This is a genomic window from Bacillus sp. V2I10, assembly GCF_030817055.1.
In the GTDB taxonomy this organism is placed as follows: Bacteria; Bacillota; Bacilli; order Bacillales; family Bacillaceae; genus Bacillus_P.
This window is the reverse complement of sequence record NZ_JAUSYV010000001.1, coordinates 1,366,061-1,388,812: the sequence shown is the minus strand read 5'-3', so window position 1 is coordinate 1,388,812 and position 22,752 is coordinate 1,366,061. Positions and strand designations below refer to the sequence as shown.

The 22,752-nt window shown below is 35.4% G+C and carries 16 protein-coding genes and 1 pseudogene; 6 read left to right on the top strand and 11 right to left on the bottom strand.

Going from position 1 to position 22,752, the window contains the following annotated elements; translation table 11 throughout:
* Positions 1-934: 934 nt before the first annotated feature.
* From QFZ72_RS06905 to QFZ72_RS06855, 11 genes are all read right to left on the bottom strand, one after another.
* Positions 935-1,384 (bottom strand): hypothetical protein, encoded by a 450-nt coding sequence (locus QFZ72_RS06905; RefSeq protein ID WP_307431170.1) that lies wholly within the window; start codon positions 1,382-1,384, stop codon positions 935-937.
* Positions 1,381-2,214, bottom strand: coding sequence for a DUF3100 domain-containing protein (locus QFZ72_RS06900; RefSeq protein ID WP_307431167.1), 834 nt, complete (start codon positions 2,212-2,214; stop codon positions 1,381-1,383). The genes QFZ72_RS06905 and QFZ72_RS06900 overlap by 4 nt, the downstream gene beginning before the upstream one ends.
* A 54-nt stretch (positions 2,215-2,268) precedes the next feature.
* A complete protein-coding gene (locus QFZ72_RS06895; RefSeq protein WP_307431164.1) occupies positions 2,269-3,129 on the bottom strand; it encodes an NAD(P)-dependent oxidoreductase in 861 nt (286 codons plus the stop codon).
* A 32-nt stretch (positions 3,130-3,161) separates the two neighbouring features.
* Positions 3,162-4,661 (bottom strand): aldehyde dehydrogenase family protein, encoded by a 1,500-nt coding sequence (locus QFZ72_RS06890; RefSeq protein WP_307431162.1) that lies wholly within the window; start codon positions 4,659-4,661, stop codon positions 3,162-3,164.
* A 109-nt stretch (positions 4,662-4,770) separates the two neighbouring features.
* Entirely contained in the window at positions 4,771-6,378 is a 1,608-nt protein-coding gene (locus QFZ72_RS06885; RefSeq protein WP_307431159.1) for a helix-turn-helix domain-containing protein, read from the bottom strand.
* Between the two features lie 1,004 nt (positions 6,379-7,382).
* The gene (locus QFZ72_RS06880) at positions 7,383-8,684 is read right to left on the bottom strand and encodes an MFS transporter (RefSeq protein WP_307431156.1); all 1,302 of its coding nucleotides are present in this window, start codon (positions 8,682-8,684) and stop codon (positions 7,383-7,385) included.
* A gap of 284 nt (positions 8,685-8,968) precedes the next feature.
* A complete protein-coding gene (gene rhmD / locus QFZ72_RS06875) occupies positions 8,969-10,162 on the bottom strand; it encodes an L-rhamnonate dehydratase (protein ID WP_307431153.1) in 1,194 nt (397 codons plus the stop codon).
* Between the two features lie 24 nt (positions 10,163-10,186).
* Positions 10,187-11,653, bottom strand: coding sequence for an aldehyde dehydrogenase (aldA, locus tag QFZ72_RS06870; RefSeq protein ID WP_307431151.1), 1,467 nt, complete (start codon positions 11,651-11,653; stop codon positions 10,187-10,189).
* A 71-nt stretch (positions 11,654-11,724) separates the two neighbouring features.
* Entirely contained in the window at positions 11,725-12,648 is a 924-nt protein-coding gene (locus QFZ72_RS06865; protein WP_307431148.1) for a dihydrodipicolinate synthase family protein, read from the bottom strand.
* A 287-nt stretch (positions 12,649-12,935) separates the two neighbouring features.
* The gene (locus QFZ72_RS06860; RefSeq protein WP_307431145.1) at positions 12,936-13,739 is read right to left on the bottom strand and encodes an IclR family transcriptional regulator; all 804 of its coding nucleotides are present in this window, start codon (positions 13,737-13,739) and stop codon (positions 12,936-12,938) included.
* Positions 13,740-14,840: 1,101 nt separating this feature from the next.
* Positions 14,841-15,395, bottom strand: coding sequence for a recombinase family protein (locus QFZ72_RS06855; protein WP_307431142.1), 555 nt, complete (start codon positions 15,393-15,395; stop codon positions 14,841-14,843).
* Between the two features lie 596 nt (positions 15,396-15,991).
* Here QFZ72_RS06855 and QFZ72_RS06850 point away from each other — a divergent pair.
* From QFZ72_RS06850 to QFZ72_RS06820, 6 genes and pseudogenes are all read left to right on the top strand, one after another.
* Positions 15,992-16,869, top strand: a pseudogene (locus QFZ72_RS06850) (putative RNA methyltransferase).
* Between the two features lie 430 nt (positions 16,870-17,299).
* Complete coding sequence (gene map / locus QFZ72_RS06840) at positions 17,300-18,040, top strand: type I methionyl aminopeptidase (protein ID WP_056524056.1); 741 nt, start codon at positions 17,300-17,302, stop codon at positions 18,038-18,040.
* Between the two features lie 775 nt (positions 18,041-18,815).
* Positions 18,816-19,919 (top strand): phosphatidylglycerol lysyltransferase domain-containing protein, encoded by a 1,104-nt coding sequence (locus QFZ72_RS06835; protein WP_307431130.1) that lies wholly within the window; start codon positions 18,816-18,818, stop codon positions 19,917-19,919.
* Between the two features lie 209 nt (positions 19,920-20,128).
* The gene (locus tag QFZ72_RS06830; RefSeq protein WP_307431127.1) at positions 20,129-20,602 is read left to right on the top strand and encodes a DinB family protein; all 474 of its coding nucleotides are present in this window, start codon (positions 20,129-20,131) and stop codon (positions 20,600-20,602) included.
* 633 nt (positions 20,603-21,235) lie between these two features.
* Positions 21,236-21,568, top strand: coding sequence for a DUF3888 domain-containing protein (locus QFZ72_RS06825; RefSeq protein WP_307431123.1), 333 nt, complete (start codon positions 21,236-21,238; stop codon positions 21,566-21,568).
* Between the two features lie 629 nt (positions 21,569-22,197).
* Positions 22,198-22,356 carry a hypothetical protein gene (locus QFZ72_RS06820; protein WP_307431121.1) on the top strand — a complete coding sequence of 53 codons (159 nt, stop codon included), beginning with the start codon at positions 22,198-22,200 and terminating at the stop codon, positions 22,354-22,356.
* The last annotated feature ends 396 nt before the right edge of the window (positions 22,357-22,752 follow it).

The window sequence follows — 22,752 nt, the reverse complement described above, 5'->3', positions numbered from 1 at the left end:
ATGTACAATCCGACTTTGTCAAATTGCGATTTTTCAGCCATGCTAAATAAATATACTGTGAGGAATGTTTAAATAATAAAATAAATATAATCATTTATCAATTATCTAGCTTACAATACCTCATGTAGGCTAAATTTATTATATAGGAGAATAATTGTAATGAGGGAGTTGAATGACACTGGAAGGTCAATTAACTCTCATTTATTTAATGTATAAAGATATTAAATGAATACCCATATAACTATATTTTTCTTAACATATAGGAAGGTACACCTTTTCAATGCCCTCAAAACCTTGGCAGATTACCGGTAACCAGTGCTATATCGACTAAACAGATTAAAAAAAGTTTATAACAAAAATAAGCGACCTTGTTAATTCTAATTTGAATAACAAGGTCGCTTATACTATTTTCTCAATCTTTACTATTTTGCCTTTTCAGTTTACTTTATTGGTTATTCTATTATTTTACCATTTTATCATCCGACTGATCCGGAACATTACCATAAAATTGATGGAATAAATATGTAAGGCAAGAGTTTAGTTCAAATCGATCGTTTTTAACAAAATCAGACAACGTTAATTTACTTTCTCTCGACACTATTTTTCCCCCTTTATATAATTTCCAATCAATCATTCTTTTATACATATAAATTAATAAAATATTTATTTTTATGAATAAATTTGCTAAAACCAGAAAAGCCCTTAAGATTTCCTAGGGCTTTTTGATTGCCGATATTAATGGGAATTTTAGTATACCAGTGTTTAAAGATTTTTTATAATGTATGCACGGCATCTCTTAATACGAGTGATAGATTATTTATAAATAGCTTTTTTGGCGCCTTTAAACTCATTTTCGCTTAATTCTTCTTCAAAAGCTTGGTTTCCATTGACTTTCCCGTTTTTAAATCCATATTCGTAACCACATCTACTTATCCTAATGAAACTTTCCTGTAAGTCTAAAAGCAATTTCTGCAAATATTGTAGCAAATAAAAATGTTCCGGTATAAACAACAAGTGATATGACGACAATCCTCCAACCAAGCTTTTTAAACTCCTGAATATCTTTCCCAAATGACAACCCTGCATATGCCAATATAGGAGTTGCAAGAGCCATAAATTCTAGTTTCCCTGTTGCTTCTGCAAAAATAGCATTGCCTGGAAAAATAGGGGATGTTACTAGAAGAGCAAAAAGGGATATCCATACGACAGCAGGTAGCTTAAATGGTAGAACCTTTGTTAGAGCCAATCCTGCTGCTGTGATCACCATGACAATGAGCATTCCCGGTAAGCTATCTTTTGGAGAAATACCATACCCCACCCAATTGCCTAATAATGCGATTATTCCGATAAGAGAAATTATAGATATTTGCTGTTTCATATTCATAAGGTTTTTTCCTCCCCATGACTACTTGCATTTTGATTGCTTTTTTTAAACTTACCAAACTTCGGTTCAAGCCAATTGTATAAACGAACTGTAACAGGAAGTGAAAAGAATATACAAACGTACGTGCCTATAATAATCGTCATAATATTAGCTGCACCCGCAAATAAAGCAATTTCGTTGGCCTGTTCTGGGAATACGACAGCCAAAGCACCTGTGGCTGCAGCCATCATGCTTCCTGATCCAACGCCAGCACCCATTGCTAAAGCGATAGGATGAAAAATGCCTAGGTTCCCTAGGAGACCAGCAAATAATGCTAAATATATAGCTCCAAATAATGTTCCACAGATATATACACCTAGAGCTCCCCTAGATTCAGGTGAATCTGCTCCGTACTTTTCCGCAATAATAGCTAAGTTTGGTTCACGGTCAATTGAAAATGTAGCTCCAATCGCTTCTCTTTTCATTCCGATCAATAGGGCAATTGGCAGTCCAAGAGCAATGGTTCCTAAAAAATGCCCTGCTTCTTGAAGGATAAGAGGCAATCCTGCATCTGCAAGTTGAGAGAGTGATGGTCCCATCATCGTTCCCAATTTTGCAACAAATAGGAGAAAAGCAATTTCTAAGATACGCGAAGCTGTTTTCATTTCCTTTTCTTTTAATAGCTTTAAAGATGGCCAACTAATGATGGCTCCCAATATCATTGCATAAAGCATTGGAAATAAAGCTAAAACCCCTATTCCGATGTCAAATTTATGAACGCCGATAAATTCTGTAAAAATCACCAAAACTAATACAATAAGGTGAATCTTTATGTTTTTCATTTGGTTCATATCTTTACACGCCCCTTTTTCATCCAAGCAAAATTTCCACTTAGTTATGAGTGGTTAAACAGATTGACATACTGCTGAAGTATCCAGCTCTCCTTTTCCTTGATCTATGGCTTTTTGGTAGATGTTACTCACTAATATTCCAATAGGTGAATCTTGGTTGAAATGCTTGGCTGTTTCCGTGAATAAATGGATATCCTTATTCATATGTGACAGGCTGAAAAGCACATTCCCATAGGTATTTTCAAGTATATTCTCTCCAAACACTGATAAAACTCGATTATGTGCAGAGCCACTTTGAATGACATCTGCCAGCTGTGCTCGGGAAATACCTGCCTTTTCTCCTACTGCAAATGCCTCTCCTAATCCTGCTGTAATAGAAGCAACCAGCATATTATGACACAACTTAGCCACCTGACCTGAACCAGAAGAGCCAAGCACGAATATATCTTTACCCACACTTTCCAGGACTGGATTAATGTCTGCTAAATATTCTTCATCCCCACCGACCATGATTGTCAAATTTCCCTGATCAGCACCTTTTGGACCTCCGCTCAATGGGCAGTCAAAAAAATGGATGTCCTTATCCTTTGCTTTCTTATATAAATTCTTTGCTGTCTTTGGATCGATTGTGCTCATATCCAATACAAAACTGCCAGGCTTTATAGATGAATAGACTCCATTTTCACCTAGCAAAACTTCTTCCACAATACTCGGCCCAGGTAACGAAGTAATCACCAATTCGGTTTTTTCTCCCACTTCAAATGGTGAGTTTTCTGGATGTACCCCTAGTTCCACACATTTTTCTAATACACTTTGATTACGATCATAAGCGAACACTTTATAACCCTTATTTACAAGATTCTTGGCAATCCCTTTCCCCATAGCGCCACAACCAATTATTCCTATGTTTTTCATTTCATCCACTTCCTTACTAATCATAAAGATTTTTATGGTTTAATATAGACGGTTTTTGTTTCGAGCCAAAAATCCAATGCTTTGCTACCTTGTTCTCGAGGACCAATGCTCGAAGTTTTTTTCCCGCCAAAAGGAAGTTGATTCTCATAATGATTGGATGGAATATTAACATGGGTCACACCAGTTTCAATCTTCCGAATAAAGTAGAATGCCTTTTGAAGATCATTTGTAAAGATTGCAGAAGACAATCCAAACACAGTATCATTCGCAAGCTCTATGGCCTCCTCATAGTTGTCTACTTCCATTACCGCAACTACAGGGCTAAAAATTTCTTCTTTCGCAATAGTGAAATCCTTTGTTACCTTGCTAAAAACAGTTGGAGCAACAAAATAACCTTTCGATTTATCTCCATCTGTTAGTTGATTACCACCATATTCAAGAACAGCCCCTTCAGAAATAGCACTATTTACATAATAAAGGTATGTGTCTAATTGATGCTTATTTGCTACTGCACCATTATCATTTCTTTCTATAAAACCATCCCCAACATTAATCTGTTTAGCCTTCTCTACTAAAAGGTCAATTACCTTCTGTGAGATAGTTCGTGGGACAATAACACGGCTTGTCCCTGTACAGCTTTGCCCGTTATTATAAAAGCCACTGATGACAATACTCTTAACTGCTTCCTCTATATTTGCATCTTCCAGAATAATTGTGGCATTCTTCCCTCCCATTTCAGCCTGCATTTTTCCTCCACGGGAAGTTACCAGTTTTCCAAGATGTATTCCTACATCAGAAGATCCTGTAAATGAAACTGCTTTGATATCGGGATTGGTGCCAAACTCCTCACCAACAATGGAACCAGGCCCTGTAATCAAGTTCAGAACACCCTTCGGCATACCTGCCTTTACGAATAACTCAACAATTTTCACAGCAATGAGAGATGTGTCGCTTGCTGGTTTATATATAATCGTATTTCCAGCCAACATAGATGGGGCAATTTTATAAATAGCAATACCGAGTGGGAAATTAAATGGTGTTACCACAGCGACTACTCCTAGCGGTTCCTGAATTGTACAGGCAAAAGTATTTGGATCTATCGCAGGAACCGTTTCACCTGATAAGCGGTTTGCTTCTCCAGAAAAATGCTTTAATGCAAGTATCGTCGCTTTCACTTCATTACGAGAAGCTGCAATTGTTTTCCCTACTTCTTTCGTAATAATTTCTGCAAGGATTTCCTTTTCTTGCTCTAATAAGTAGATTAATTGAAACAGAACATCACCACGGCTAATAGGTGAAGTACTTGCCCATGCAGGGAAAGCTTTTTTAGCACTTTCTACTGCTCTTTGAACATCGATTTGGTTTGATTTTTGAAAATAGCCTAATACTTCCTCAGTATTCGCAGGATTAAGGCTATGGTATGTTTCCCCCGTAACCGACGTAACCCATTCACCATTAATATAGTTTTTATACGTTTTAATATTCTGACCATTTTCTGTGATACTGCTTTTGTTATTAACATGAATAGCCATCTGAATCTCTCCTTCTTATAAAAAGTTACACTAATTATAAAATTCAGAATTTTTTCAGTATACATGTTAGTAAACAAAAATCTTTATTAATTATTGTATCTCTCCACAATTAACAGTTTAAATAATCTGAAATCTGTAATGCAAGAACAATGTTTATCCAATCTTCTTCACAATGGAAGTCGATACCTAGTCTCCTCTCTATTTTCTTAAGCCTATATGCTAGTGTATTGGGGTGAATATGTAACGAGGCAGCTGTTCTTTTGTGACTTTTATTATTGGAAATGAAAACGTTCAATGTGGTGATATACTCTTTCTCCATCTCTAATAGCCTTCCTATTTTATCGTGTGCAAACTTTCTCAAGAGGAATGGGTTAGTATTTAACCAAAGCCTTTCCACTCCTAACTCTGAATAGGTTACAAACTTTTTATTCTTTAAACTTTTGCAAAAAGCAACAGCTTCAGTTGCCTCTTTATAGGAATCTGCTATTTCTGATATAGGAACATCTCTGCCCATTCCAATAGCAATCGACTGGTTTTTGTTAATAATCCCTTCTTCAATGTCTTCAGCCAACTTTTTATAGTTCAGATTCCTCTCGGGTGAAAGTAGGATGACCAATTGGAAAGCCTTCGTAAAGACGACATTTGTTTTGCAGTATTTTAAAAGGTTTTTTTCAATAGAACGAATTAAATTTTCTTTTTGTAAAATCGTGTCCATATCCCAAAGATAACCATCCTTACTATCCACAATCATACATGCTATCTTACTATTTTCATGAAACTTGAATTTTTTCATGATTTTTAAACCCGATTCCGCACGGATGCCACTTATTATTTCTTGAAACATTTCTTCTCTTACATGTAATTCTTTTTCAAACAAAGTATTCTGTTTTACAAATTCAAGAGCCATAGCTGTGGCAGCGTGTTCCAAAGCTGATTTCTGGATGTTAGACAAACTTTCAATTGGTTTAAGAAGCACTAAGTAACCAAATACTTCATTCGAATTAATTATTGGGAAGAAATAAGGGTGATTATTTTTAGATTCTGAATAGGTAACTGAAGTGCTGAGGATTCGGCTAATGGTATCAAGTATAAACTTCGATCCCTTTCCTTCGAGAAGAATTTTAGTGAATTTTCTATGGACATCCAGCGAATAGCTTAATTCCTCATTTTTGCTTTTCACTTGGTGATATAGCTTTGAATTCATAATCGCAATAGCCGCTTGATCGGCAATAATCTCAATAATTTGAATCTCAGCTTGAGAAAATTGAACGTTATTCTCATTAAAATTATCAACAACTAGAACGCCGATACAATCCTCCTTATACAAAAGCGGTACAACTATTCCACTCTTTACCTCTCGCTGATATATTCCTTTAAAAAAGAAATCATAATTTGTTTTAGACATGCTGTTCATATGCACCTTTATATCTTCTCCAGAGCAAATAACACCTTTTTTAGAAAGAAATACTTTACCTGTTAATGATTCTCCAGGTTCGAACTTCACATGACACATCACTTTTTCATTCACCCCCACACCTTGGGCAAAATGAAGTAAGCCATCTTCCTTCAAATTGTAAAGTATGATGGTATCGGCATTATTCATTAAATCAAACGCAGCCTCCACTAACTTTTTCAGGACATCCTCTAAATGAAGGGATTGAGTTAGACTACGATTAATTTCAAAGAGTCGCGACATTTTTTCTTGAATTATTTGCATAGGATAACTCCTTTTTAATTAATTAATAGCTTTCCTTAATGCATTTTTTTGAAACAATAGAATACGTAAAAGGCATCAAAAAGCAATAGGTGACTTGCGATTTATTAAAGCAAAATCTTCTATTTATTTACCTTTATTAAATCAAAGCAGTATTTAAAATTTCGCTTTTTTAGTATGAATTCCTTCTTACAATAAAAGGCAGTATTACGGTAGCTGTGAAGGTATAAGTTGCTTCTGAAAGGGAGGTGATAAATGAACCAAGAAGTGAGGACCGTCAATCATTAAGAAGAAAATAAGAAAGACTGCCATTGAAACAGGTGAGGAAAACTTGATATAAAGAAAAAGAGGTGTAAATCACCCCTTTTTTGTACGGATTTTTCTAACAAAACTTGTCTTAAACAATCATAGATGGTTGTTATTGACTGTTTATAATCTGTATTATGTTAACTGTTAATCATATAACATATATCAGTAGTCAAGTAAGATGTATTTCAATAAGGGTTAACATCAAAACAATATTCGAGGGCTTTAGGTGACATTATTTAGAGATGGATTGAACTCGCTGATGAAAGCATTTGTGGCAGGGTCAGAAGGAAAGTTCGTCATTCCTGCTTCAGTGGGCTTTGTATACAAAATACCACTCCCAATCGTACCGTGGCAGTGTAAGAGAATTGAAGTTTCCATATTTTATTTAAAAAGAAACTAATATTGCCTGGAAATTTCTTTTGTATCTTTTGTAGATTTACAGAATTGAATATTTGTATAATAGCTATTTATTCAAAAGGAGATAAAGATTTCCTTTACCTTTATAAAGCAGACTAGGCCTATCTAACAAGAGTGATATTTACCAAAAAACAATAAGGAACTTTTGAAACTGAAAACAATCATGTTATTCTCTGCCTTGTTAGTTAGAAATATCGACTTCACTTAAAACAGCCTATGCTTTATAAAGGATATAAAGCATAGGCTGTATAACCCTATGCTCTTATAAAAAAATTTTCGTATTAAATCCCTTCTTTTACATCACTATAACCAGTAATAATCTCACGGGATTTAATCTGTTGTTTTTCGTCCTTTACAATTAGTATTAAAAATGTCGCAATATAAAGTGCAGCTACTAGGAAGAACATACCAGACATTGCAACACCAGTTAAAGATGCTATATACCCTACGAGGAATGGTCCTAAGAATCCACCAAGAGCCCCGGCTATATTTATAACGCCAAGTGAAGCTCCTACTAACCTATCAGGAAGAATTTTTGGTGGTATGACCCAAAAAATCCCCAGGTATCCCAATAAAAAGCCCATACATAGAATTAAACAAATAAAGGAAAGTGTTGTGTTTACGTTGCCAAGTAATGCCGATAACAGCAAGAACGTGGCTCCACCTCCAACTGATAAAGCGATTGGTCCTTTACGCTTTTCATGTTTATCACTATATCGAGGGAAAAGTATTAACCCTACTATGGAAGCTAGCCATGGTAAGGCTGTTAAAAGACCAACTAAAGTATCGCTTCCACCTGATAATTGTTTTGTAATAGTTGGCAACCATAAAGAAAATCCATAGAACCCCATCTGTATCAGGAAATAAAAACCCATAAGCAACCAGAAACTTTTATTTTTAAAAACTTCTCGAAAACTTACAGTAACTCCTTTTTCGTCTTGCTGTTCTTCTGCGATTGTTTTTTCTAAATAATCCCTCTCTTCCTTGGAAATCCATTTTGCTTCATTTGGTTTTTCTGCAAGTAACCACAGCCAAAATGGAAGAAATATAAATGGCAACAGTCCCTGAATGATAAACATACCTCGCCAGTCAAATTGGTCCAAAAGAAAACCAGACATTGGTGACATGATAATGGCAGCGAATGGTGTACACATAATAAAAATAGCATTTGCACGGGCACGTTCCTTTAATGGGAACCACTTAGAGATTAAGATTAGCGTTGCAGTCCAGACACCGCCTTCTGTCACCCCAACTAAGAACCGAACAATAAGGAGCATTGGTAAACTATTTACAAAGCCCATTGACGTGGCTGCTATTCCCCACGCAAAAAGTGACCAGGCAATAAATTTCTTTGCACTCCATTTTTTCGCTAGATGACCACCAGGAACTTGTAATATCATATAACCAAAGAAGAAAATACCTGCAGCAAGACCTGCATAGGTTGCACCAATTCCTAAATCTTCCTCCATTCCAGCAAAACCAAACCCTATATTGTTACGATCAATATTGGCAATTGCGTACATTAAAAATAGTAATGGAAGAACGCGCCACCATCGCTGTGCATGCACTTTGTTCTCACTCATAGAAAATCCCCCTTTATTTGAAATGGGCTACTTGTATGTGTTTAGTTATAAAAATTCGTATTTTTGGCTTTATATCCTGTTTTAATCACAGAAAACGCTTTCAATTAACTGACAATTTTCGGGTGTTTGAATCTAATTCACATAACTCTAATCTTCTAGTATCTGAATCCTCTATTTTTAGAGGATTCAGTCGTTTTTGATCTGATTTTTCGTTATAATAATATATATCGTTTTAATTTTATGAGAGATGAAAAATAGCCGTTTTTCATCTCCCTTTTTTATTTTTATAACTTCTGACCTTTTACTACCTCTACCAATCCTGCTTCTCTATTTAATTCCACACCAAATCCTGGTGCATCGCTAACTTTTAATTTACCATTCACTGGAATTGGCTCATCTTTGATAAGTGGATAATATTGAGGAACGATATGGTCCGCATCTGGACTCATGACTAAGTACTCTGTAAATGGGCTGTTTACTTTCGTAGTAACATAATGATGACTATAGACTCCGCTGCCATGTGGAATAACTAACTTTCCATAGCTTTCTGCCAAGTTACCAATCTTAATGAGTTCAGTTAAACCGCCACACCAACCAACGTCAGGCTGTATAATATCCAAATCGCAATACTCCATTAATAAGCGGAATCCGTAACGGGTTGCTTCATGTTCTCCGCCTGTCACCATTATGTTGTTCCCAGCACGTTTCTTTAAATCACGATAGCTCCAATAGTCATCAGGATTGAAGCATTCCTCCACCCATTTGAATCCTAAATCTTCAGACCCTTGCATTAACTTTTGAGCATACGGAAGGTCTAATGACATCCAGCAATCCCACATTAACCAAAAGTCTTTTCCTACACGATTCCTCATTTCAGCAGCCTGTTCTAAATTTTTCTTTAACCCTTCTTCCGAGTCAGCAGGACCGTAGACAAGCGGTAATTTACCACCAATAAACCCCATTTCTTTTGCCAAGTCCGGACGAGGTCCTGTCGCATAGAATTCTAGCTCTTCGCGTACCTTTCCACCAATCATCGAATAGATAGGCTCTTCGCGTAGACGTCCCAATAAATCCCATAAAGCCAAATCTACAGCAGAAATGGCATTCATCACGATCCCTTTTCGTCCATAATACATGGAAGCACGATACATTTGATCCCACATTTTTTCCACATTTTCTACAGGTTGACCCACAATGAAACGATCCAAATGATTCATAACTAACCAGGCAGCAGGATAACCTCCAGTAGAAATACCAAAACCTACTACGCCATTATCAGCTTCTACTTCGACCACAATAGTTTTTAAAGCATTGATACCAAAGCTAGTACGAGTTTCCTTATATTCAGGGTAAATACTCATCGGAGTAGAGATTTGTTGAACAATCCAATGTTCTTGGCCCTGATCATGATAATCGGCACCACCACCCTCTACGACGTATGCTCGGATGGACGAAATTTTATGGCCTGTTATTCCCATCTTTATCCCTCTCTTTACTATTCATTATTTTTTATTCGGGTTATGTTGAAGATACACAACATGGGTTTGCAAATATTCCTCTAACCCATGCTTTCCATCAGCTCCACCAATACCAGACTTCTTCCACCCTGCATGGAAACCTTGTATCGCTTCAAAATTTTCACGATTGACATACGTTTCTCCAAACTCTAATTCCTTACTTGCACGCATAGTCACATCTAAATTCTGTGTGAAAATAGATGACGTTAAGCCATATTCGCAATCATTTGCTAATTCTAGTGCTTCATCTAAATCCTTAAAGATTGCAATGGGCAGAACAGGACCAAAAATCTCTTGTTGCATAATGTCCATCCCATTATTTACATTAACAAGTACAGTTGGTTCATAAAAAAATCCTTTTTCCCTAGCTGAACGCTTACCACCTATTAGCACTTTAGCACCACTGGCTACTGCTTCTTGAACCATTCTCTCTACCGATACAAGGGCTTCTTCGCTAACAAGAGGTCCCATATCAAGATTTTCATCAACCAAAGGATTCCCGTACTTTGTTTGTTCCATTGCTTTTACTACCTTTTCAATAAACTCATCAGCTACTGTCTCATGGACATAAACTCGCTCTGTACAATTACATACTTGTCCTGTATTAATTACACGAGAAGCGACAATAGAACGTACCGCCAACTCTATATCTGCATCATCCATAACAATAGCCGGTGCTTTTCCACCTAATTCTAGGGATACCTTCGTAATGTTATCCGCCGCAGCACGCATAACAGCTACTCCAGAATTATAACTTCCTGTTAGGCTAACCATCCCTACCTTTGAATTTCCTGATAATTCTTGACCCAGTGTTCTGCCGCTACCTGTCACAACATTTATAACCCCTTTAGGTATTCCTGCCTTTTCAATGATCTTAGCAAACTCCATCGCGTTATTAGGTGACACATCACTTGGCTTCAAAACAATGGTGTTACCTGTAATCAAAGCAGGAGCTGCTTTACGAGCAATTAAGAAAAACGGAAAATTCCAAGGGAGAATGCCGGCAATAACTCCAATTGGTGCTTTATGAACGAAAATTTGCTCATTCGGTCGATCACTTTGTACGATTTCACCTTCATAACGTCTTGCCCACTCTGCCATATAATCGATATAGTCTGCGGTAAAGTTTACTTCCGTTTCAGCAAGAGATAGGGTTTTTCCCATTTCCTCTGAAATTGTGCGAGCTAAGACATCTGCATTTTTACGAATCTCCTTAGAAATAGCTCGTAAATATTTTCCTCTTTCAACAGCTGGAAGCTTTCCCCATTCCTTTTGTGCACGTTCTGCTGAATCAATTGCTCGACGTACATCTTCCACGGTTCCTTTTGGAATTTCTGAAATAACTTCTTCCGTTGCCGGATTAATAACTTGAGTTGTCTCATTGGAGCTAGATTCAACAAATTCTCCATCAATAAACATTCGATATTTTTTGACTTTTGTTTGCGTTTTCATCTTTTTCAACCTCCTATTGCTAATTTTCTATAATTAGAGCACTTTTCATTCAAATTCAAAAGCAGCATAACTTATGAAAGAATAATAGATTTATCTAATAATTCATTTAAAAAACTTTTCAATTGTTCTTTCTTTTCTGCACTAAGTGAACGGACTGGTGCTAAAACATCTGTAGAAATCTCTATCCCGCGCAGACGAATTGCTTCTTTCGCAACATTCATAAAAGGTGAATCTAGTTTATATAAAAGTAGTACAGGAGCCAATTGGCGGTGTAAATCAATTGCATGGCCATAGTTACCTTGCTTAAAAGCTTGATAGATACCTACCGAAAGTTCCGGTACGAAAGACGCAGTTAAAGGAATTGACCCATCTCCCCCAAGGGACAAATTATTCAAGAAGTGATCGTCATATCCGGAAAACACAGAAAAATCAGTTTTTTCAGACTTCACTTTTAGGATCATTTCTCTTGTGTGTCCTACTGACAAAACCGTATCCTTGATTCCAACGATATGTGGATATGCTCTCACTAACTTAAGTACAAATTCCGGAGATAAATCTTGTCCTGTTAATTCCGGGTAATTATACAAAATAATCGGTAGGTCAACATTTTCAGCAATTTCTGCAAAATGTTGAAAAAGACTGTCCTCAGTTAGCTTGTAATAATAAGGATTAATGACAACGATACCATCTGCTCCTACTTTTTTTGCATGCAAGCTTAATGAAATGGTTTCCTTTGTACCTGTGGTGCCTGTTCCGATTAAAACAGGTACACGACCATTTATATACCGAGTTACAAATTGGGCCACATCTTTTCTTAGTTCAACAGACATTTGGCCGAACTCGCCTCCAGAACCTAAAAAGAACAGCCCGTCTACCTTTGATTCGATTAGAAAATCAATAAGATTTTCCATCCCCTTTTCATCAATACGCCCATCTTTGTGTAATATTGTAGGTACGGGTGGAATAACTCCATGAAATTGTGTTTTAGCTTGCATAATACTCTCCTTTTTTCTTTATTGTTAGTTTAAGTTTTACATCAATGTTAACTAGATAGGTCGAATAAATTTCTTATAAGACATTAACTACATTTGTGCATTTGTTCCCTTTTTTATTCTATTATTAAATCTACTAAATACTAATTGTACAACGGTTAAGAACAATTTGATCCATTTTCAAAAATGAACTATCTTGTGAGTAAGGTTCTTATTCAGTTGATTAATAAAGCGCTTTCAAAATTAATGGCATTCACCTCCTTAACTTTTTTCTTTTTGAGACTTTATGATTAAATGTTGTTTTTTCTCTCTATTGCTTCAGTTTTGTATTGAAAATTTGTATATCCGGCTTGCTTAGATAATCGTTGAGCTAAATCTATAATTTCTTCACGTGCTGTTTCTCTTTTTGTATTCCAGCTATTTTCAAGCATTGTAAAACTAACTCCAGCAATAATTTTGCCTTCGTGATTATAAATTGGTGCTGCTACGCAGAAAAACCCTAGAGCCCCTTCTTGAGACTCATAAATATATCCTTGTATTTTAGCCTTTTCTAATTGTGTCCATAATTCATCGATGTCCGTTATAGTATAAGGAGTTTTCTTTTCTAATTGTTTTTCTAGATACAATTTTTCAAGTTGCTCATAATTGTATTGTGATAATTGAATTTTACCAATTGCAGATGCATGAGCTGGAAAATGCATACCTGGATCTGTTACTAAACGAACTGGTGAATTCCTGTCTTCTTTTGCCAAATAAACAACATTTCCTCCGTCTAAAATACCTAGTTGGATATTTTCATGTAACTTATTTACAGATTTCGCTGCTTCTAAATAAAAAGATTGTAAAATATTAAATTGACGAAAATATGCAGCACTAAGTGCGCCTAATGATGGTCCAAGTGAGTAAGTATCCCCTTTTTCTTTTACAACCCATCCAAGAGTTTCAAGTGTATTTAATAGGGAATACATTGTACTTTTATTGATTTCCAAAGATTTAGATATGTCTATTAAGCGAAGTTGAGATGGTTCCCTAGCAATTAAATTGAGGACTGAGTTAGCTTTTTCAATTGCAGGAACCCGATATTTTGGTTCCAAATTATTTCACCTCTTTGGTTTAATTAAGATTATTCGGTTTTGTATTTTAAATTAGGTTTTGTATATTAAACTAAATTAATTATATCATATATTCAGAAAAAATAAAATATTTTTATTGTAATTTGTAAGAAATTAGTCAGGGTGTAAGAAATACCAGGATCACCTACTGTAGCATAGTCTCTTTTATTAATCTGTCCATTTTAAAGGGTATAGTTCATGCCGAGCAAAGGCTTTTTTTGACGAGTTTCTTCTATATAGGCTATTTTTATACTGCCCTTTAAACTCATTGACTAACTTATAAAAAGTCTTCTTCTTTACATCTATTTCTTGTATGGCCTTCACAGCAGTAAACTCCCCTGATTTCCACCAAACATACACTTCTTCAAACTCTTCTGTAGCCTGAAAACTTTGGGTTGACCAAACGTTGGACCACTTTGCAAAGCCAAATCAATCCCTTCGCGCTGCCGTTTTCTAATACGATCTCGTTCTTCTTGTGACATCCACGATAAAATCTGTAGGAAAGTTGTATGAGCAACGGCATATCTAAATCTATAATGTCGGCCTGAATATTTTTGATGTCATTCCACTCCTGTAAAATCCCTTATTTGTTCCGACTGAAACGATCTAGGGAATGATTGTAAAGGATATCTCCTTTATAGATAACATGTTTTCTCTTTTGTCCAAAAAGATTTCTCATTCATTGACTCCTAATTTATTGTGGCTTCTAATTATCGACATTCATTTTTCTAATGAATTTTAGAAAGTACACTTTTACAAACGGTTTTGATAAAGGGTAGGTATAAAATGGAAATAAATAGAAGTTTGGTTTTTTAGAGATTTGGTCAGGTGCAAAGATATATCTATTGGAAGTATTTGTTTATAAAACAAGTGATTCAAATTCCTTATTTCATTTTTCATTTACATCCAAATAGGAATCGTCCAAAAGTTGTAACTTCTAGACGATTATATTTAGAATTTATTTTCCGTGTGTCATTTTTAGAGATATTTTGCACTTATTTTAAGTGTTATTTTGCACATCCAACTTTAAAACCCAGCTACCTTTCATGAGAAGATTAGCTGGGTTTCTTCATTACTTCCGATTTACTGTTTTTCTAAATAACGATAAATCGTCGTGCGAGACACGCCCCACTTTTCCGCAACATCTTTAATCGGTGTACCACTTTGGATTAAAGCTTTCATCATTTCAATATCTTTTGGTCCATACTTCTCTGGGCGCCCACCTAGACGCCCACGCGCTTTTGCAGCTGCTCGTCCTGCAACCGAGCGTTCCTCGATCAGGTTACGTTCAAATTCTGCAAACGCTGCGAATAAGTGAAACATCAATTGCCCCGTTGCATTGCTTTTGTCCATTGTTAGGTTTTCTTGCAAACTATGAAAGCAAACACCTCGTTCATTTAAGCTGTTCACAATTTGAATCAAATCTTGCATGTTACGTCCTAGTCGGTCCAATCGCCAAACGACAATTGTATCGCCTTCACGTACATACTGAAGTGCTTTCACTAAACCGGGACGTTGTTTTTTTGTCCCACTCATCTTATCGTGATAAATTTTCGTACAACCATGTTGCGTTAGCGCATCTGTTTGCAAATCTAAATTTTGCAATCCTGTCGACACACGTGCATATCCAACTAACACCAATTATCACTCTTTCTAATTTTTACTCTAATTTGATTGTAATATAAGATAAAAATAAAAAGGTTATTGAACATAGAATAGTGAACAGGGTTTTATTACACTTAAGACAATAAAAAAGCCCCTTTCAAATCAAAAAGAAGCGTGTTCAGAAAAGGACGAGTTTTGAAACATAGAAGACAAATGAGTAATCTAAATGTATAAATGAAAAAGCATTAGTAAATGTGGATTTGAAATAAATTTCAATAATGTACAAGATTTTTTCTTGTTCAGCAATCGGGCCAGATTGTAGAAGAATGAAACGCCATTTCAAATGATTTCAAATCAGTATTACATTGAAACAATCACAAGTTAGAAAAGTTATATACTTGAAATGAGAAGTTAGTCATGCTAATGTGTTTTATGGGTTAAATTCCTATAAACCTACTCAAAGGGGTTATTTCCATGATTATTCAATTCATTCGTTATAGATAGTAATAGGTATAGACTACTTTCAAATCCTCATCAAATTTTTTTGAAAAAATTTGATGAGGGTTTATTTGTCTATGCCTTTTTCATTTATCTAAAAACGAATGAATGAGGTGGCTTCTTTGTTTAAAATAAACAAAAGAATAAAGGGTGCAAAATATTTAAGTAATTTTGAATCTATTTTTAAGTGTCCTATTTGTGATTCACCAATGAATGTTTTTGAGTTAAAAAGTTTAATCTGCTCAAATAATCATACATTTGATTTTGCCAAGCACGGGTATATCAACTTGACGACTCACCCGGTAAGAACTAAGTACAGTAAGGACCTTTTCGAAGCACGAAGGAAACTTATTGCAGAGGATGGCTTTTTTGAACCACTAAGTAAGGCAATTGCTGAAATCATAAATAAGCATGTTGGTATTAAAAAAGGAACAATTTCTTTAATAGATATGGGATGTGGAGAGGGTTCGCACCTATCTAACATTTGTGATATTGTTAGTTCTGATTATCAAAAAACAGTAACAGGAGTAGGAATTGATATTTCTAAAGAAGGTATCTTGGTAGCTTCTAAGAACTACACCAATAAGATTTGGGCTGTTGCTGACCTTGCAAATACTCCATTTAACGATAAGCAATTTGATGTTATGCTGAACATCTTATCACCTTCAAATTATACAGAATTTAATAGATTGTTAAAAGCTGATGGTTTATTAGTGAAAGTTGTTCCGCAAGTGGCTACTTGAAAGAATTAAGAGAAGTTGTTTTCGATGAACCTGAAAAACAATCCTATTCTAATGTAGATACTGTTGAACGATATAATGAGAATTTCCAAGTGGTAGGTAGCTCAAGGCTATGTTATACCGTTACCCTTAATAAACTTTCAATTCAATCACTGATTCAAATGACTCCCTTATCATGGGCAGCCACAGAGGGACAAGTTAAATCATTCTTAGAAGGGGATTCAGTTCAAATAACCGTTGATTTAGAAATATTAATTGGTAAGAAATAATAATATGTTTAGGACGAAGGCAATCCTTACAGTAGGGACTACCTTTATGCCTTTTATACAACAAACGGGCGCTTATCTGTAATAAGGTAAGTGTCTTTTTTATTGGATTAAAAGATTGAGTTAATCACCTGGTTTTGAAATAATTGGTATTAAGCAATCGGGCAGATTAATGGAATAAGACTTCCAAACAAAACAGGATAATTATGTGAAATCGGTGTGAGATTGTGAAGAAAAGTGGAAGGTAAATCCAATTAATAGTATAGTCATATGTACTAGATCCTTTTTGTGGTCTATTTCTTGATCGAAGAAAAATTCAAGCTGGGGGTATTGTACCAAATAATTTACATTGCTTTTATTTTTCGAGAAAATAAAGGTACAATTAATACTTATATAGTTTTTTGATGAAAAAAGATAATGAGGTAGGAAAAAAATGATTGCAAAAACAGAAGAAGATTTTAATGGTTTGAAGGAAATTGGCAAAATTATTGCCTCCATTAGAGATGAATTGGTACAAAGAACAATTCCTGGCATAACGACCAAAGAACTTGATGATATAGCCGGAGAACTTTTAGAAAAAGCAGGTGCAGTTTCAGCTCCAAAAGGTGAATATGATTTTCCTGGCTATACTTGCATTAGTCTTAATGAAGAAGTGGCACATGGTATTCCGGGTCATCGGGTTATTCATGAAGGGGATCTAGTAAATATAGATGTATCTGCTTCAAAGAACGGTTATTTTGCAGATACAGGAATCTCATTTGTAGTAGGAGAAGGAGAAGAAGTATTAACGAAAATATGCGACGTTGCTAAAAAGGCATTTGAAGCAGGTCTTAAGAAAGCAAAACCCGGTTCCAAAAAAAGTAGAATCGGAAAAGCAGTTTTCGAAACAGCGAGACAGCATGGATTCACTGTTATCAAAAACCTTACAGGACATGGTGTTGGACGTAGAATACACGAAGCACCTGACCATATTTGTAATTATAATGATCCATGGGATAATGAAATATTAAAGGAAGGAATGGTTATCGCATTCGAACCATTTATCTCAACCTTTGAAGAAGAAGTATTCCAAAAAGAAGACGGTTGGACCTATGCTACGGAAAAAAGCTATGTAGCTCAATTGGAACATACGATTATCCTTACTAAAAATGGTCCGATTATTGTCACACTTTAATTCAAGCATAGACGGAAAAGACTCGTATTAATATAAGTAGTTCGCTTACCGTGTAGGAAACTTAAATGGAGTAACATATAAATTCGTAACAGTTTTATAGAATGTTACTCGCATCTAAAAAAAGAAGGATTCGATTGGTGTATCCCACATCAACCCACTTAAATAAGGGAGTTGCTTTGGCAGCTCTTTTTCTTTTGGAGCTAAAGGGGCAGAATATATATAAACTTCTATATTTTAGTAATTTACATATATATTACTATCTTTAAGGTAATACAAATTGCTCTATTTTAGAAGAAATTCATGATAATTTATAAAAAAGATTGATCATTTAAAATAAAGTTTGATAAAAACCCTGTATTAATTATAGGGTTTTTCTTTTGATCCATAAATTCCAGCTGTATTGTTCAATTAAAGGGCCATATTGTGGAATAAAACCTTTAAAGAAAATTAGATATATATTTATTTGTTTTTCGGAAAATACAAATATACCAGGTTAAATCGCTCCTTTTTAGCCATATTTCGGTTCTACCAAAAAAGTATGATTTCCGTTGGATTTGCATTGAAAATTTCTTCGATTCTTACCATTAAATCCTCTAAAGAATACTCTTTAATTGCTTTGACCATGACAATCCCTCTCAAAATGTGTTCTTACAGATTTATCATACATATGAGTAGGTGAATTTTTTTAAAAACTTTTGGAAAAGAAATTATCTATTTATTCAAGTATTTGTATGTTATCTTTAAAAAGGTGAATTTTATCAGGAGGTTTACCTTAATGATTGAAATAACACTTTTCTTTTTATTTACTATTGGTTTTGTAAATTATTTTTTATATAGGGTTAACAAGAGATTTTCTTCAGCTTACGAAGAGCTTGAACTGGAGCGGATTATTCCTTTTTTAGAAGAAAAAGGCGGAAACCATCTGTCACACCTCATCTTGCTACAGGATAAAGAGGTGTACTGGGCGCAGGATGGAAGAGTTTTAATTGCATATAAGAAAATTGGAAATAACTTGGTTGTTCTCGGTGACCCGATTGGCGAGGAACCGCCTATTCAAGCGGCCATTACAGAATTTAATGAGTATAGTAAAAGCATAGGGCTTACACCTGTTTTTTATCAAATTAGCCCTCGATTCATGCACTTTTACCATGACACAGGTTATCGGTTCCTCAAATTAGGGGAAGAGGCGATTGTCAACCTCGATAAATTTACCCTTGAGGGAAAACAGGGGGCAAAGCTGCGGACAAGCCTTAATAAATTCACCCGTAATTCTTACACCTTTAAGGTTATTAATCCTCCTTATTCCAATGATTTGCTGTCGGAGCTTAGAGTGATTTCAGATTCATGGCTGGGGGACCAAAAGGAAAAGGGATTTTCAGTCGTATCTTTCAGTGAGGAGTATGTTTCTTGTTTTCCAATTGCTTTGTTATCGGACCCAGAGGGAAATATCGTAGCATTTGCGACACTGGCAAACGATTATAAAAAGACCATGACCATTGATTTAATGAGGAAGTCTTCCGACAGCCCGCATGGAACGATGGATGTTTTATTTATTCACATTTTTAAATGGGCAAAAGAAATGGGCTATCAGCACTGCAGCTTAGGAATGACGCCTCTTGCACATGTCGGGGTTAGTCCATTTTCTTTTAAAAAAGAAAAGTTGGCACGATTAGTCTATCTTCACGGAAATTCATTTTATAAATTTAAAGGGCTGAAAGAATTCAAAAGTAAATTTGTCTGCACGTGGGAACCGAAGTATTTAGCCTACAAAAAATCCTTCCTGCCAATTGTCGTCATTCAATTGCTTTTATTAATCAACAGCAAGCCACATCCAAAGTATGTTGATAAGATTAAGTATTTGTTTAAAAATGCGGGATAAATAAAGCATGATCTATTACTAAATTAATTAGAATTAAGGATCTTCAATAAACGGGCGCAAGAATTGAACACGATGGACTGTTATAGCAGTCCATTTTTTCTTGATCTTTAATCAGTTAAAGGTCACTTTAATTGATTAAGGAAAGGAAAGAATGTATCGGGAAGAATATATTATTTGTAGAATTTACATTAAAATTGGAGGGATCAATTGTGAAGGAACTAATTGAAGAGTATGGTCAAGGATATGAGATGTTACGAAAAGCTATTGAAGGTCTTACTGAAGAGGAGCTTCGATTTAAACCTGCACCTGAAAAATGGAGTATTCATCAAATCTTAATACATATAGCGGATTCCGAATTAGTTTCTACACAAAGGATAAAAAAAGTCTTGGCTGAGGAGGAACCTATTTTGTTTTCGGTTGACCAGAACGCCTGGGTGGATGGCTTGGGTTATGATCAGTTGGACCGTAAACAATATCTTCATCTGTTCAGACTACTTCGTTCTAGCATGCTGCCTATACTGAACAGTCTTTCACCTGAACAAATTGAACGGGTGGGGGTGTATCCTGATGCAGGAAAGTTCACCATCAAACAATTGTTGGAGTATCGTGTTCAACATGTGCGAAGACACCTTTCTCAGATTGAACAAGTAAGGAAGGCATACCAGAAGATTCTGGACAGTTAGAGGGGGCTTTTCTAAGAACATTTGTAGAGCCTATCCCTTATATAACCATCTTCAGCAATCTGGCGCTTTTCTTCGATAAGACAACATAAATGAAATTCAACAATCGGGGGCGATTGATGAATAACCACGCCCCTAATGATATCAATGCTCACTTATTGAGTTAGCAATTTCAGCTAATACTTCCTTTGCGTCTATGTTCGCTTTATTAGGAATGCTCAAAATGTATTGAAAGCCAAACTTTTCAACTACCATAAGATTAAACCCTCTTACCCTTTTGGAATAAATAGCATTGCTACCATCCTTTAATTTAACGGTTTGGGTTATGTGTTTATCCTCAAACTTAATACCGCTTTTAACCGGCCTAACTGATAAACTGTAAGTATGTTGTGGTTTATCTTCATTTACATATACAACTTCAAACTGATCATTAAGGTTCCCATCTAAATCAGAAAACCTGCCAAAACTATGAGTAAATGATATAGGCGGTAATCTGTTGGGTAGTATGATTTCCTTTTTGAAATGCTCTTTACTGACCTGAAGTTCCTCAAAGATGTATCCGTATCCAATCTGAAAATACTCACTTGAGGTCTTATCAACACTATCATTTGCATTTGCCGTTTTAATTAGAGGTCTGTGAAGATTGAGAAGAAAAAAATAGCTACGGTCGGTAGTGAAGTAGTGCTTGAGCAGGCATTTTTAAGGGCTATTGGGAAAGAAATCCTTGATGCAACTAAAACTTTTTATGGAGAATCAAAGCTGTTTCATTCTCAAAGGATTATAAATATTGATCGAGATGAATTTGATGATAAATACGATATCACAATCCAGATTATAACCTACGAGAGAGCTAGAATGCCACCCTATGGTTTTGACACAATCACTTTACTCATACCAGGTTTTCAAGTTGTAAAATACGACCATAAAGATGTTTCTGATATAAGTAAAATTCCAGTAGAAACTCATTGATAAGGCAAAGGTGTTATTCCACAATCGGGGGCTTTAATGGAAGTCTTCTTACTATATTCTGAGTAAAATTGATATTCAGCAATCGAGCGCGATTCTTTAATAGGGATCGTCTTTTTTATTGAACAAACTGGGGAGTTTAATAACTGCATTGTGACAAAGGTACAAATAAAAACATAAGAAAAACCCGGTTCTTGTGGGAATTGAGATTACGGAATATATGAACCCAAAAACGTGTGCCGAATCGTAAAAGAAGCTAATAGAACTATGTGAAATTATGGACAGTTACCTTGAGAAAGGCGATTTTTTTGAGCTGTATAGTTGTTGGGTAGGAGAAGAAGCTGAAAAGCGAGAGGGTAAGGTAATCCTCCAAATCAATAACTTTGATATTGACCAGATTGAAATACCTGAAAAAACGTTAGTTAGATTTGAAAAATGAATTTTTTTATTCAACTAAAGGGGGCGTTAACCTAAGAAGGATTAACGCTATTTGTCATTGAATAGTTCAAATATCCAGTGCTATATAGATTGGCTAGCAACCAATCGTGAATGTAATGATAGTTGAAATTGATGGACTTTATCATCAAATACTGATAACAGGAAGAAAATGTTCGAAACAAGAGTTAAAGCAGATGTATTTAATTGCAAAACAAATGGCTGCTGATGTTCGTGAGCTGCCTAGGATATTTTGCAGAATAAATAACTTTGACATTATTCCTTTTGAGGAAGAAATACAAGTGGATTACGTAATTGATACCGATACGGACAGAATATATACTCCATCATATTGAGCAAAAATAACAAACTCCTTACTCAACAATCGGGGGCGATTACTGCAAAGCGTGATCGCCTTTCTTATTGAGGAATTGGGCAGGATATTGAATGAGGATTGGTTACATTGTAGATAAGAGGTGTAGTTAAAATGCATTATTTAAAATTTCTTTTTTATGAGTTTATATTGTTTAGTTTATTGGTTATTGTAAATTATTATTTGGATGGTTACCTCAATCCGCCCTTTACTGGGGAGTACCAGCGAAGCTGACACCACCCGCAATAAGGAAATGTCAAGGTTATAATAAGTTGTTAAAAGTTAAATACTTCCAAAACGCATACCCCCATCCTGTTTTGGATGGGGGTAAAATAAAGTTTTATTCAACAATCGCGCCCGATTGCTAAATAGTTGAAAA